Raw genomic sequence first — 12,609 nt, 5'->3', positions numbered from 1 at the left:
CCCGGGCATGACATCGGCGGCTTCGGAAATTTCATCGCCGGTCGGCGTCGTCGCTGGCGGCGGCGCGATGCCGTTCGCGGTTGCCGACTCGCTCGCCGCCCGCGGCATCACGCCGGTGTTGTTTCCGCTTCGGGGAGCCTGCGATCCCGCGCGGGTAGAGAAATTCCGTCATCGCTGGATCTCGGTCGGCCAGCTCGGCCGCGCCATGCGGTTGTTTCGCGAGGAGGGCTGCCGCGACCTGATTTTCATCGGCACGCTGGTGCGACCTTCGCTCTCGGAGGTCCGGGTCGACTTCACGACGCTTCGGCTGCTCGGCAATGTCATCCGCGCCTTCCGCGGCGGCGACGATCATTTGTTGTCCGGCGTCGGGCGCATTCTCGAGCAGGGCGGCTTTCGCATGGTCGGCATCAAGGATGTCGCGCCCGATCTGCTGATGCCCGAGGGCTGCATCAGCCGCGCCTGGCCGAGCGACACCGGCAAGACCGACATCGAGCGCGGACGCGCGGTGCTGACCGCCCTCGGTCCGTTCGATATCGGCCAGGCCGCGGTCGTGATCGACGGCCATGTGGTGGCGGTCGAGGATATCGAGGGCACCGATGCACTGCTCGCGCGCGTGGCACGGCTGCGCGAAGAGGGCCGCATCCGCGCCGCCACCGGGCGGGGCGTGCTGGTGAAGGTCCCAAAGAGCGGGCAGGATCTGCGCTTCGACCTGCCGACGATCGGCCCGCGCACCCTCGAGGGCGTCGCCGCCGCAGGGCTGGCCGGGATCGCCGTCGTTGCCGGCAACACCATCGCCGCCGAGCCGCAGGCAATGATCGCACTCGCCGACGCAAAATATCTCTTCGTCATCGGCCTGCCGGCGTGATGCAGGGTCGCGATCCCAAGCGCAAGATCTTCCTGATCGCCACGGAGGAATCCGGCGACCGGCTCGGCAGCGCCTTGATGAAGGTGCTGCGCCAGCGCCTCGGCGACGGCGTGCAGTTCGTGGGCGTCGGCGGCCACACCATGGCGCGCCAGGGGCTCGAGACGCTGTTTCCGATCGAGCAGCTCTCGATCGTCGGCTTCGCCGCGGTCGTGCAGCAATTGCCGAAGATCCTGCGGCTGATCCGCGAGACCGCGGAGGCCGTGACCGAAGCCGCGCCGGACGCGCTCGTCATCATCGACAGCCCCGATTTCACCCACCGTGTCGCCCGCCGCGTGCGGACGCGCAATCCGGCGATCCCGATCGTCGACTACGTCTCGCCACAGCTCTGGGCCTGGCGGCCGGGACGGGCGCGGACCATGCTCGGCTATGTCGACCATGTGCTCGGCCTGTTGCCATTCGAGCCGGAGGAATACCGCAAGCTCGGCGGGCCGCCATGCAGCTATGTCGGCCATCCCCTGATCGAGCAATTGCCCTCGCTGCGGCCGAACGCGGAGGAGCAGGCGCGCCGCGACGGCGAGCCGCCGGTCTTGCTGGTGTTGCCCGGCAGCCGCCGCAGCGAGATCAGGCACCATCTCGACGTGTTCGGCGCGACGCTCGGCCGATTGCAGACCGAAGGCCGCGCGTTCGAGCTGATGCTGCCGACCATGCCGCATCTCGAAACCACCATCCGCGAAGGCATCGCGAACTGGCTGGTCAAGCCTCAAATCGTGGTCGGCGAGAACGAGAAGCGCGCTGCCTTCCGCATCGCGCGCGCGGCACTGGCAAAATCCGGCACGGTGACGCTGGAGCTCGCGCTATCGGGCATTCCGATGGTGACGGCCTATCGCGTCGGCGCGATCGAAGCCTTCATCCTGCGCCGCGCGATCCGTGTCTCCTCGGTGATCCTCGCCAATCTCGTGATCGGCAAGGATGTCATCCCGGAGTTCCTGCAGGAAGACTGCACGCCGGAGAAGCTGGCGCCCGCGCTCTGGGAGCTTCTGACCGATTCACCGCTGCGCCGGCAGCAGGTGGAAGCATTCGCCCAGCTCGATACGATCATGTCGACAGGCAACAGATCGCCGAGCGTGCTCGCAGCCGACATCGTGCTGGCGACGATACGCAAGGGTAGGCGGGCGAGCCCGGACGCGTACTCCTAAACTCTTGGCTTACGAGAGCAAAGCGGAAGCCTCTCACGTTGAGCGCGATCGGGCGGCTGGTGGCCTGAGACATCGGCCTCACGATGTGGTATCCGAAAGCCGATGCAGGAGCCAAGCTTCGTGACTTGTGTTCTCAGACCGCCGAGACTTGAAGAACTACCAACGCTCTCGGCTTTGTGTCTTAGGTCCAAAGCTGTATGGGGTTACGGCAACGACTTCATGGACGCGTGTCGGGGTGAACTCACTATCGAACCATACGAACTGCAATCTAGTTCGATTGCGGTGGCGGAAGAGCACGGCAAGATTGTCGGCGTCGCCCAAGTCCAGGTCACTGGAAGCGAGGCTGATTTGTTGAAGTTGTTCGTTGACCCGACGATGCTTCGTAATGGTGTAGGAATGAAGCTGTTTCATTGGGCCACCAGCGAAGCAACAGCCATGGGCGCTCATCGTATGGTGATCGAAGCGGACCCAGATGCTGCACCTTTCTATCGACGAATGGGCGCGAAAGACTGCGGCTTCGCTCCCTCCGGCTCATTACGCGGCAGGATGCTTCCCAAGCTGGTTACGGAGCTGGGATCAATATGAGGTGCATGTCGGCTCCTGGCCCATCGGCGAAGTAGCAGCGCACCGGGTGAGGTCCGATCAGTGAGGCATGGCGGACCAGATTTTCTCACGTTGAGTTCTTCGCATTTTGACCCAAAGCGGACTCCAGCGCATCGAGCTCCCTCTGAGGGAGTGGGCACCGTGTTCTTTAACCTAGCCAAATGCAGGAACCGGCCGGCTTGCTCCCAATTCCGCTATGGACGATTCGACATTTGCCCAGTTTCAGACTACGCGGGAGGACAGTCGCAGGTTGCGCGACGAGGCCCGCACGCTTCGCGCCGCCTTGAGAAAACAACGTGAACTTCTCCGCCTTGCACGAGCCGAAGCGGCAATGGCCCGGGCTGAGTTGATCGCGAAGCGAGCAGACCAGCTCCCCTGAAGAGAACGATCGATCTGGATCAAAACCGCCTGCCACCGTGCGCATGATGTGATGTCCATGAACGATAAGCCTGCGCCCAAGCCAGAAGTGAAGCCCCCGAGAGCCCGACGGCGCATCATCGAAAAGTATGCCGCCGGCCTCAGCGAATTGATCAGGAAGCTCCGCCAGAAGCTGGACTCCTGAAGGTCGGGGAACAGCCTGCAGGCGTCATAAAGCCGCAACGACCGAACTTCGCCAGCGAGCCCGCATTGTCAGAAAGGCTCCACCCCAAAATCTCTTTCTAAGTTGTGCTTCGGCCAAGTGTTTTGAGAGGCTTTTCTCGCATTCTATTAAGGGTCATCATGCGTGTCCCGCCCATCCAAAGTTCATATATTGCAGCATTGTCGAAACTGCACGAGCAGCAATTAGAACGGCTGCGCATCGATCCAGAGATCGAAAAGCAATATGACGAAATCCGTCAACTGAGGGAAAGACTAAGATTAGCCCTCAGCCGGAAGAAGCTCCGCCCGCCGCTCTCAGCACACGAGTAGTCTCGCAATCTGTCGCTGGCCAAACGGACCTGATGCATCGATGCTCGCTCCAGAGGAGTGCGTATTCGGTTGCAGTTCCTCCAGATGTGGCGCACTACCGATTATCGCCGGCCAAAGGCTTGTCCGTAGGCGTCGGTGCCTGAGAGATGATTTGCGCTCCCGCCTAGACGGGAGCGATCATCATGGCCCAGCCCTTCAGCAGTGAAACGCTAGAACTCTTCGATCGAGCGCAACGAGCGATCGATACCTCGATCCGGCTTCGCCAAGAACGCCGCGATGCGATCCGAAAAGCCCAAAAGTACCAGCTCGAGTTTGAACTGCGGATGAGCCAAGAGCGTTGGCGCTCGATCTCCTGAGGGGATTGGACTGCACCCGTCCTCGTGCGGCGAGGCTTGAGCTGCTCATTTGGCATTCCCGCTTGTGGCCCATCAGCGAAGTGGCGAACCGTCTCATTGAGGTCAGCTTCGTGGGTGGAAGCGGACTGGTTTTGCTCAGGCCGGGTTCTTCGCACCTTGACCCATGGCGGACTACGGGTGCTATTGATTGCCCAACGACGGATCATCCTTCCGGTCCGGGAATGAAGCAGCGCCACAAAGGAATCATTCTTCCTTCGGCGTAGGACGGCCACCACCAAACCAGCGCCCTGCCGCTGAGGTTCTGCCGGTTGAGCACGACAGAGTTTGGCACGTTAAACCATTGCCCGGGTTCGCTTGGGCGCTGCGGATTTTTCAGAAGGACTCTATAGCCGCTTTTTGCCACATCCCACTCGGCTTCCGCGTGTTGGCCGTCCCCTCCATCACAGCACGGCTCACCTGCCTTATTCTTGAGACTTTTGAACCAAGCGTTCAGTTCTGGCCCGATCGGATCATGTGAATAGGCTGTGCTGATGCCGAAAAAATTGACCGCATACAGGGCTACGATCAACCGATAAAAATGCACCGGGCGTCCACTGGAACTGGTCATGGAAACCTCCGTTTCCCTGCCCATTTGCGTGGGTCATCGGAATTGCGCCAAGGTTCAATCGGAAAGTGCATGCCGTTAGAGATGCCGATCACTACCTCGGCACGGCTTTACCTTTGGCGACCGAGTCAATTTCGCCTCTTGGCCCTTAGCCGAAGGTCAATTGAGCGCGTGTCATGCCGGCTGTCAGGGGCAAACCGGACCTCGATCCAACTTGACGTCCACCGCTGCTTTTGGACCCAACCCGGACATAGCTTGCACCGGAGACAAGTAGCCGTTTTGGGTGTCCGGTAAGGCCGCCGCCTCGCCGGACCGATTAAGCTTCGACCGCTTTAGTTGAATGTTTGTAGTCTCAATTTGAGCGATCCGTCGGCTTGGCGTTCGAAGACATGCGTCGCTAAACCACTGAAGGGAGACGGCTTGCCCTCCTTGTCCTTACCCGTGGCGCTCCACTTGGCTGTGCCGAAGACAACCTTATCGTCTCCGCCGGCGTCGATCATCTCCAACTTGTGATCCGTCACACCGCTCGCGAACAGTCCGGCAAAGAATTTCTCGATCTCAGCCGGACCCGACGCGACCTGATGTGTGGGTGGCATCAATTTTGCCGTCGCAACATAGGAGGCGCCGATGGCTTTCTCGTCGTGCTTATTGAATGCGGCATCCCAAGCGGCGTAAGCCTTCTCCACGTCGCCCTTGGCGTCCGCGGCCAACGAAATTCCCGGCGCACCGAGCAGACAAATGACTAGTGCTGATGTTAGAGCCAACTTCATAGGATACTCCTCTGTAGGATAACGCCTTCCCGATTGATTAGATCATCACTCCGGTCGTCTGCCGCAGCTGCGGTCCGCCAGTATGACGACACCGTCGCCGGTCGCGTGGCGGCCATTGGTTCATTGCGGAAACCGACGCGATCGGCACCGTCGCGTGCGTCATTCGCTCCCACAATCGATTACTTACGAAGAACGAGCCTTAAGCCTTCAGGTCGGTGATCCGCATAATCGCGACCACGTTCCCATCATTGAACGCCTGCTCCTTTGTGTCCTTGTTGCAGGTCCAGACAAAATTCTTCTTGCCGGTAAAGGTCTTTTCGTCCTGCTCAAGCCGAAGCTCTCCTTCGGTGATATGGCAGACCATGGCATTCATCATCGGGGGCCCCATGGTCTTCGATCCCGGCTGCATGATGATGTCGCGCATTGAGACGGTCTTAAAACCCGGGATCAGCGATGGTGTCTCGCCATCATACTCACGCACCACCACACCTGGCCACGGAGTTGTGTCCTTGTAGCCCGTCGTTTGAGCGGCGGCGGGCTTTATCATGGCCGCCGATGCCGCTGCCAACCCGAATGTCAATGCAGACCTTCGATCGATCTTGCTCATCGCTTTTCTCCCTGGGTTACTTGCAACAAGCCGCCGCAAAAGCTGCGCGCGTGTGGAATGTGAAATCGTGGTGTGAAACCGAAAAGGGGGGCGGTCTCTTAGGGTAGCGTACCTGCCGACAGCGCTAGTACTGCTCGTTCGGCCCGAACGGTGACTTCGGCACATCCCGCTTCAAGGGCAACCACATTCTACGAGACTGGTGCACCCGTAGAAATGGGTGTTTCGCCCCAAGAGGCATAATGCCTCAGCTTGTTTAGGGCCCGGAGAATCGTACTCGCTTTCGGCACCTTCACACGGCGCCCGACTGAATACGCAAGTCAGTGTCGCTGACTGGTCCTACGGTGTGTGCGTGCTGGTCGCCGGGCATATTTCGCGGAGGCCCTGAGAAAGTGATGTAGTCGGCTGCTTTTGGAGAAGTACGCGCACGATAAGGCATGACTTCTAACCAATCCAGTGGTGCGATTACGTGGCAACCTTGGCGCTCGTTTATAGGATATCGGCACGTGACCCGAAGTTGCCGCTGCGCCGATCCCCTGCATCTCCCAGCTGTGAGTGCACCAACTATCGAGACGTGATACTCTGTGTTCGATCGTCCTCGGGCTCCGATGAGGATCGAATGAAGCGGCGGGAGTTCATAGCAGGCAGTGCAATGCTGCTCGTTTCGCCACGGCGTTTGCGGGCCCAGGGCACGCCTCGCCGGATCGGTCTCTTGGGCGGATTCCTAGATTCTCAGGGTCGCAACGCGTGGCGCAGTGGTTTGCGCGAGAAGGGCTGGATCGAGGGCAGGAACCTGCTCGTTGAATATCGTTTTGCCGAAACTCCGGATCGCTTGTCAACCCTAGCTGCGGAGTTGGTGACGCTAACTCCCGATCTGGTAATTGCCCTCGGGCCGTCACCAGCCCTTGCCCTTAAATCGGCAACTGCCACCATTCCGATTGTATTCGTGGTTGTCGCCGATCCCGTGGGGCTCGGCCTCATCCAAAGCCTCGCGCGTCCAGGCGGTAACATGACCGGTCTCGCGAGCTGGGTGCCGGGAGATTGGACCGCCAAACAAATACAAATCCTCCAGGAACTGGTTCCTGGCGCGTCGAAAATTGCGCTCTTGGTCAATCCGAGCAACCCCATGCACAGGCTGATGGTAGCCGAGGAGGCACCAAGCGCAGCCCGGAAGTTGGGCGTGGCTCTGCCGATAATTGAGGCGACCGCGGACGAGGAGCTTGATATCGCCTTTGCCTCGGCTGCCGCCCAGCACGCCGATGCAATCATTGTCTTTGGCGATGTTCTTATCATTCGCCAAGCCCCACGAGTTATCGCGCTCGCGGCCAAACATCATCTGCCCGCGATGCATTTCTTCCGACAATTCGCGGATGGCGGATTAGTCGTCTACGGCCCGGATATTTTCGATCTATTGCGTCGTGCTGGCGGCTACGTCGATAAGATCCTCAAAGGCATCAAGCCCCCCGAGTTGCCGGTCGAGCAGCCGACCAGATTCGAGTTGGTGATCAACATGAAGACGGCCAGGGCGCTCGGCTTAACAGTGCCGCCTTCACTACTCATTCGCGCTGACGAGGTGATTGAATAGAGCTATCTCGCTGCGATGCAGGAGTCCGTTCATGGCCCAACTCCGACTCAAGGTGAGGTGGGCTCACGCGGCTGCTCTCGGAGACGGAGCGGACCTCTACGACAGCAGCTCGGATCACGCTCTAGCCGAGACCAGCGTCGACTTGAAAACACTGCCGCGTGATGCGCTGGCTGTCGTCCGAGGCGAGGAAAAGCGCCATGTTGGCGATGTCGTCGGGCGTCACCGCGTCGGGAATGGCCTGACGCGTGCGCAGCTCGGCGATCACCTGGTCGTCCGGGTACCACAGCCGGCGCTGACGCTCCGTGATCACCATCCCCGGCGCTATCGCGTTGACGCGGATGCGGTCGGGCCCGAGCGACCGGGCCAGGGAGTTGGTGAAGCCGACGATCGCGGCCTTTGCCGCGGCGTAGACAGGCAGCCCCGGCGCGCCGCGCATCCAGGCAATCGACGACATGTTGATGATCGAACCGCTGCCGCGCGCCTGCATCTGCGGCACCACCGCTTGCGCGGCAAAGAAGACGTGCTTGAGGTTGACGCCGATCATCCAGTCGAATTCGGCCGGCGTCACCTCGGCCAGCACCTGACGCTGATCATTGGCGGCGTTGTTGACGAGGACCGCGGCATCGCCAAGCGATCCCCGGACCTGCGCCATGGCGCCGCGCAAGGCGTCGATGTCGAGGAGATCGCACGGCACGAACAAGGGTACGGTCCCGGCCGCGGCCTTCACTTCCGCGACCAGCGCCCGGCCGGCTGCTTCATCGAGATCCAGGAACGCGACGCGCGCCCCTTGCGCCGCGAACGCCCGCACGAAGGCGGCACCGATGCCGCTGGCGCCACCGGTGATCAACACCACGCGGTCCCTAAGGCCGGCATAGCTCGTTCTTGTCATGCGATCAGTCGCTCCGTCTCGGGGTCGAACAGGCAGATGCGACGCGTGTCGAGCGCGAACGGGGCGGCGGCGCCCGGTGTGGGGCGGATGTCCGGCGTGATGCGCGCCAGCGCAGGCTCGCCGCCAAGCCGCAGCAGCACGATCGTTTCGGCTCCCGTCGGCTCGACCATCTCCACCGGCGCGTTGACGACGACGGGCGGATCGGCGGAGAACACGCGGCTGCCCTCGGCGAGGCATTCCGGCCTGATCCCGACCACCACGTCACGGCCGACGAAAGGGGCCGCCGCGTCGTATTGACGAAGGCGGAGGCGGACCTCGTCCGGCCGTCCCGCGCCGATCACGACCACCGGCCCGCCGGCATCGGCCTCCAGCCGTGCCGGCATCGTGTTCATCGGCGGCGAGCCCATGAAGCGGGCCACGAACAGATTGGCGGGATAGCGATACACGGTATCCGGGTCGGCAAACTGCTGCACCACGCCGCGATGCATCACGGCAATGCGCGTCGCCATCGTCATCGCCTCGATCTGATCGTGTGTGACATAGACGATGGTGGCGCCGATGCGCTGGTGCAGCCGCTTGATCTCCATCCGCATCTCGACGCGCAGCTTGGCGTCGAGATTGGAGAGCGGCTCGTCGAACAGGAAGAGCAGGGGATCGCGCACCAGCGCCCGGCCCATCGCCACACGCTGGCGCTGGCCGCCGGAGAGCTGCGAGGGCTTGCGGCCGAGCAGCGGCTCGATCTGGAGCAGCCTGGCCACATTCGCCAGCGCCTTTTCCTGCTCGGCCTTCGGGACGTGACGGCATTCCATGCCGAAAGTGATGTTCTGGCGCACCGTCATCGACGGATAGAGCGCGTAGGACTGGAACACCATCGCGATGTCGCGGTCCTTCGGCGGAATGTCGTTGACGATACGTCCGCCGATTTCCACGGTGCCTGCGCTCGGGAGGTCGAGCCCAGCGATGATGTTGAGCAGCGTGGACTTGCCGCAGCCGGATGGGCCAACGAGCACGGTGAATTCACCGCTCTCGATGTCGAGATCGATGCCCTTCAGCACCTCCAGATTGGCGTAGCGCTTGGACAGGGAGCGAATGCTTAGGGCTGCCATGACAATCCGATCATTTCACGGCCCCGGCGGTGAGGCCGCGCACGAAATACTTGCCGCCGATCAGATAGATCAGCAGGGTCGGCAGGGCGGCGATCATCACCGCCGCGCTCTGCACGCCATGCTGCGGGATGTCCGCGACTGCTGCGGATAGCGCGATCAGCGCGGCGGTGACGGGCTGTTGCTGACCAGTCGTGAATGTCACGCCGTAGAGAAATTCGTTCCAGATATGCGTGAACTGCCAGATCACGGTGACGACCAGAATAGGCGGCGAGAGCGGCAGGATGATGCGCCAGAAAATACGAAAGAACCCTGCGCCATCGATGCGCGCAGCTCTTATCAGATCCTGCGGGATGGCAGTGTAGTAGTTTCGGCAGAACAAGACCGTAAAGGAGAGTCCCTGGATCGTGTGGATCACGACCAGGCCCGTTAGCGTGTTCATCAGGCCCGTATCGCGCAACACGATGGTCCAGGGAAGCAAGCGCATCTGCTGGGGAAGGAAGAGGCCGAGGGTCACGATGCCGTAGATCCAGTTATCGCCGCGAAAACGCCAGAGCGACACGGCGTAACCGGCGACAGCACCGAGCAGGGTCGAGAAAATCGTCGCGGGAATCGTGACGAGCGCGGAGTTCAGCATGTACGGCCGGATGCCGGCGCAGGTCTCGGCGACGCAGAAACCGCTCCAGGCCGCGGCGTAGTTGCTCCATGCCCATTGCTTCGGCCAGCCGATCATCGACGCCTGCGCGATCTCCTCGTTGGTGCGGAGCGAGTTCAGCACGACAACAACCAATGGCGCGAGCCATGCTGCAGCGATCAGCGAGACGACGAGATAGATCAGAATCCGGCTTGGCGCGATGGTTCGCTCACGCATGGATCGCCCGCCGCCGCTGGACATAACGCCACGCTGCATAGGGCAGCAAAACCGCAAGAAGAATGAGCAACATGAGCACTGCCGCCGCCGCTCCGCGTCCGAGCAGGCTGCGCTGGAACATCAGGTCATAGACGACGAGGGCCGGCAGCTGGGTGGCGATCCCGGGTCCGCCATTGGTGAGCGCGCGGACGAGGTCGAAGGTCGAAATCGCGAACTGCAGCTGGATGACGATGACGGTGATGGTGATCGGCCAAAGGGTCGGCAGGATGACACGCCGGTACATTCGGATCGGTCCGGCGCCGTCGATCTGCGCGGCCTTGATCAGGTCGGCGTCGACGGAGCGAAGGCCGGCGAGGAACAGCGCCATGGCGAAACCGGACGATTGCCAGATCGCAGCGATGACAATGGTCCAAATGGCCATGTCGCGGTCGATCAGCCAGTCGAACCGGAAGGAGGTCCAGCCGAGGTCGCGGACCAGCTTCTGGATCCCGAGGCCGGGATTGAGCAGCCAACTCCAGACCGTGCCGGTGACCACGAATGACACCGCCAGAGGATAGAGGAAGATGGACCGCAGCAGATTCTCGCCGCGAATGCGCTGATCGAGCAGGATCGCAAGGATGAGACCGGTCGCCAGGCTCAGCAACACGAAGGCGCTGCCAAACAGCAGCAGATTGTCCAAGGCAATCTGCCAGTTCCGCGATGCGGCGACCGCAGAATAGTTGCGCAAGCCGACCCAGCCCGAGACCGGGACCAGAGTGGACGGCGTGAACGATATCCAGATCGTCCACAGCGTAAACGCAATGAGATGCGCGGCGGATAACAGCAGCGGCACCCAGATCGTCAGATATTCAGGCAGCCGGCGTACCCAGCCAGAGGCCGCCGGCCGGCCCGGTGTTGTCGAGACGGCGATCGTCAACGTGAGCTCTCGACGGCTTCGGCGAGGCGTATGGCCGCTTGCTCCGGCTTGATCGTCTTGTTCTTCACGTACTCCGTGATCACGTCGATCATCGCTGCGGTCATGCCGTTTTCCTGCGCCATGTTGTGCGCAAGGCTGAGGACGGCCTGATTGCTGGCAATCGCGTCTTTCAGGGCTGCTGCGGTCCGCCGTTGCCCGTCCGACCAGCCTTCGCCGGAGAGATCGACATCGGTGCGCACGGGGATCGATCCCGTGATCTGCGAATACATAGTCTGGATCGCCGGATCCATGACGAGCTGGGCCATCAGCGTCTGGCCGGCCTGCAGGTCGGGCTCCTTGCGCTGCCAGAATATGAAGGCATCGGCATTCAACAGGAAGACCGGCTTGCTATTGTCGCTCGGGCCCGGGGCGATGATGAAGTCCTCGAACTTGAAGCCGGCGTTGCGCAAGACGCCCTGCGCCCACCCGCCCATGATCATCATCCCCATGTCGCCGTCGACAAAGCGCTTCAAGTTGGTCGAAAAGTGCTGGGCGCCGACGTTGGGGTCCATCCAGTCGGCAATCTTGCGCACCTGTACGAAGGCAGCCTTTATCTCGGGGCCCTCCAGGGCCTTCTTGTCGAGATTCATGATGGCTGCGCGGTAAGCGGTGGGGCTGATGCCCGCCAAAGCGGCCTCGAATTTCTGGCCGTCGTCCGGGCGGGTGCCACCGTTGGCGATGGGATAGGGGACGCCGCCTGCTTTCATCTTCTCGGCGAGGTCGTTGAACTCAGCCCATGTGACGGGGACCTTGTCGGCCTTGGCCTTGTCCATCGCGCGTTTGGAGAGAAACAGCATGTTGGTGCTGTAGATCTGCAACGGCAGTGCAATCCACTTGCCCCCCGGCTTGTGCAATTTTGCAAGATCCGGAGCGACAACCTTTTCGTAGCCGGCGGCAGCGACGACGGCATCGAGATCGACGGTTGGGGCAATCTTGGACCAGGCCGCGATCTCGGGACCTTTGAGCTGCGAGCAGGCCGGCGGATCGCCGGCCATGATCTGGGCACGCAGCTTGTTCATCATCTCGGTGGTGAAGCCGGGGACGGGCGAGTGCTGCCAAACCCCGCCTTTCTCCTCGAATTTCTTGCCGAGTGCCGTGATGGCCGCCCCATCGCTACCTGCGGACCATTGCGAGATCGCAGTCAGACGCGGCTTGATCGCGCCTTGCGCGCGGGCGAATGCCGGCAGCGCGAGCGCGGCCGCAGATCCGGCGAGCAGTTGGCGCCTTGTTGTCGTGATCGGCATGGCAATTTCCTCCCGGTGTGAACTCTTTCGCGCGAGAGCCGCGCGGCATCAGGTA

At 61.8% G+C, this 12,609-nt stretch carries 13 protein-coding genes; 5 read left to right on the top strand and 8 right to left on the bottom strand.

The features are described 5' to 3' along the window. The first annotated feature begins 7 nt into the window (after positions 1-7). The 4 genes from ACFQX9_RS25440 (at position 8) to ACFQX9_RS25425 (ending at position 3,929) form a co-directional block, all read left to right on the top strand. Positions 8-865, top strand: coding sequence for an LpxI family protein (locus ACFQX9_RS25440; RefSeq protein ID WP_085384805.1), 858 nt, complete (start codon positions 8-10; stop codon positions 863-865). Then, a complete protein-coding gene (gene lpxB / locus ACFQX9_RS25435; RefSeq protein ID WP_377790998.1) occupies positions 862-2,061 on the top strand; it encodes a lipid-A-disaccharide synthase in 1,200 nt (399 codons plus the stop codon). Before ACFQX9_RS25440 ends, lpxB begins: the two co-directional genes overlap by 4 nt. Before the next feature lie 219 nt (positions 2,062-2,280). Further along, positions 2,281-2,646, top strand: a complete 366-nt coding sequence (locus ACFQX9_RS25430) for a GNAT family N-acetyltransferase (protein ID WP_247487544.1) — start codon at positions 2,281-2,283, stop codon at positions 2,644-2,646. A 1,109-nt stretch (positions 2,647-3,755) separates the two neighbouring features. Beyond that, complete coding sequence (locus tag ACFQX9_RS25425) at positions 3,756-3,929, top strand: hypothetical protein (RefSeq protein ID WP_164988493.1); 174 nt, start codon at positions 3,756-3,758, stop codon at positions 3,927-3,929. A 202-nt stretch (positions 3,930-4,131) separates the two neighbouring features. Here ACFQX9_RS25425 and ACFQX9_RS25420 read toward each other — a convergent pair whose 3' ends face one another. The 3 genes from ACFQX9_RS25420 to ACFQX9_RS25410 all read right to left on the bottom strand — a co-directional run bounded on the left by ACFQX9_RS25420 (position 4,132) and on the right by ACFQX9_RS25410 (position 5,910). Then, a complete protein-coding gene (locus ACFQX9_RS25420) occupies positions 4,132-4,536 on the bottom strand; it encodes a hypothetical protein (RefSeq protein ID WP_247336813.1) in 405 nt (134 codons plus the stop codon). Positions 4,537-4,865: 329 nt separating this feature from the next. Further along, on the bottom strand, positions 4,866-5,303 hold the full coding sequence (locus ACFQX9_RS25415; RefSeq protein WP_247487540.1) for a nuclear transport factor 2 family protein: 438 nt from the start codon (positions 5,301-5,303) through the stop codon (positions 4,866-4,868). Positions 5,304-5,502: 199 nt separating this feature from the next. After that, positions 5,503-5,910: a hypothetical protein gene (locus ACFQX9_RS25410; protein WP_085349974.1), complete on the bottom strand. Its 408-nt coding sequence runs from the start codon at positions 5,908-5,910 to the stop codon at positions 5,503-5,505. Positions 5,911-6,526: 616 nt separating this feature from the next. Between ACFQX9_RS25410 and ACFQX9_RS25405 the strand changes: the two genes are divergently transcribed. Further along, positions 6,527-7,492, top strand: a complete 966-nt coding sequence (locus ACFQX9_RS25405; protein ID WP_377790996.1) for an ABC transporter substrate-binding protein — start codon at positions 6,527-6,529, stop codon at positions 7,490-7,492. 121 nt (positions 7,493-7,613) lie between these two features. Here ACFQX9_RS25405 and ACFQX9_RS25400 read toward each other — a convergent pair whose 3' ends face one another. From ACFQX9_RS25400 to ACFQX9_RS25380, 5 genes are read right to left on the bottom strand one after another with little or no spacing between them, the layout of a single operon-like run. Then, positions 7,614-8,381, bottom strand: coding sequence for an SDR family NAD(P)-dependent oxidoreductase (locus tag ACFQX9_RS25400; protein ID WP_247296565.1), 768 nt, complete (start codon positions 8,379-8,381; stop codon positions 7,614-7,616). Then, on the bottom strand, positions 8,378-9,487 hold the full coding sequence (locus ACFQX9_RS25395; RefSeq protein ID WP_247523000.1) for an ABC transporter ATP-binding protein: 1,110 nt from the start codon (positions 9,485-9,487) through the stop codon (positions 8,378-8,380). The genes ACFQX9_RS25400 and ACFQX9_RS25395 overlap by 4 nt, the downstream gene beginning before the upstream one ends. Positions 9,488-9,497: 10 nt before the next feature. Further along, a complete protein-coding gene (locus ACFQX9_RS25390) occupies positions 9,498-10,355 on the bottom strand; it encodes a carbohydrate ABC transporter permease (protein ID WP_018458097.1) in 858 nt (285 codons plus the stop codon). Next, positions 10,348-11,271 carry a carbohydrate ABC transporter permease gene (locus ACFQX9_RS25385; RefSeq protein WP_085362119.1) on the bottom strand — a complete coding sequence of 308 codons (924 nt, stop codon included), beginning with the start codon at positions 11,269-11,271 and terminating at the stop codon, positions 10,348-10,350. Before ACFQX9_RS25385 ends, ACFQX9_RS25390 begins: the two co-directional genes overlap by 8 nt. Beyond that, positions 11,268-12,554, bottom strand: coding sequence for an ABC transporter substrate-binding protein (locus ACFQX9_RS25380; protein ID WP_085353258.1), 1,287 nt, complete (start codon positions 12,552-12,554; stop codon positions 11,268-11,270). The genes ACFQX9_RS25385 and ACFQX9_RS25380 overlap by 4 nt, the downstream gene beginning before the upstream one ends. Positions 12,555-12,609: the final 55 nt, after the last annotated feature.

The sequence above is a fragment of the Bradyrhizobium sp. GCM10028915 genome (assembly GCF_042666195.1).
GTDB classification, from domain to species: domain Bacteria; phylum Pseudomonadota; class Alphaproteobacteria; order Rhizobiales; family Xanthobacteraceae; genus Bradyrhizobium; species Bradyrhizobium canariense_D.
Note: the sequence above shows the minus strand (reverse complement) of the source record. Positions and strands in the feature narration are given on the sequence as shown.

What these genes read in the sequence shown, in the direction of transcription:
- ACFQX9_RS25440 (WP_085384805.1), top strand. Translation starts at nt 8, where the DNA reads ATGACATCGGCGGCTTCGGAAATTTCATCGCCGGTCGGCGTCGTCGCT.
- ACFQX9_RS25430 (WP_247487544.1), top strand. Translation starts at nt 2,281, where the DNA reads ATGGACGCGTGTCGGGGTGAACTCACTATCGAACCATACGAACTGCAA.
- ACFQX9_RS25425 (WP_164988493.1), top strand. Translation starts at nt 3,756, where the DNA reads ATGGCCCAGCCCTTCAGCAGTGAAACGCTAGAACTCTTCGATCGAGCG.
- ACFQX9_RS25420 (WP_247336813.1), bottom strand. Translation starts at nt 4,536, where the DNA reads ATGACCAGTTCCAGTGGACGCCCGGTGCATTTTTATCGGTTGATCGTA.
- ACFQX9_RS25415 (WP_247487540.1), bottom strand. Translation starts at nt 5,303, where the DNA reads ATGAAGTTGGCTCTAACATCAGCACTAGTCATTTGTCTGCTCGGTGCG.
- ACFQX9_RS25410 (WP_085349974.1), bottom strand. Translation starts at nt 5,910, where the DNA reads ATGAGCAAGATCGATCGAAGGTCTGCATTGACATTCGGGTTGGCAGCG.
- ACFQX9_RS25405 (WP_377790996.1), top strand. Translation starts at nt 6,527, where the DNA reads ATGAAGCGGCGGGAGTTCATAGCAGGCAGTGCAATGCTGCTCGTTTCG.
- ACFQX9_RS25400 (WP_247296565.1), bottom strand. Translation starts at nt 8,381, where the DNA reads ATGACAAGAACGAGCTATGCCGGCCTTAGGGACCGCGTGGTGTTGATC.
- ACFQX9_RS25395 (WP_247523000.1), bottom strand. Translation starts at nt 9,487, where the DNA reads ATGGCAGCCCTAAGCATTCGCTCCCTGTCCAAGCGCTACGCCAATCTG.
- ACFQX9_RS25390 (WP_018458097.1), bottom strand. Translation starts at nt 10,355, where the DNA reads ATGCGTGAGCGAACCATCGCGCCAAGCCGGATTCTGATCTATCTCGTC.
- ACFQX9_RS25380 (WP_085353258.1), bottom strand. Translation starts at nt 12,554, where the DNA reads ATGCCGATCACGACAACAAGGCGCCAACTGCTCGCCGGATCTGCGGCC.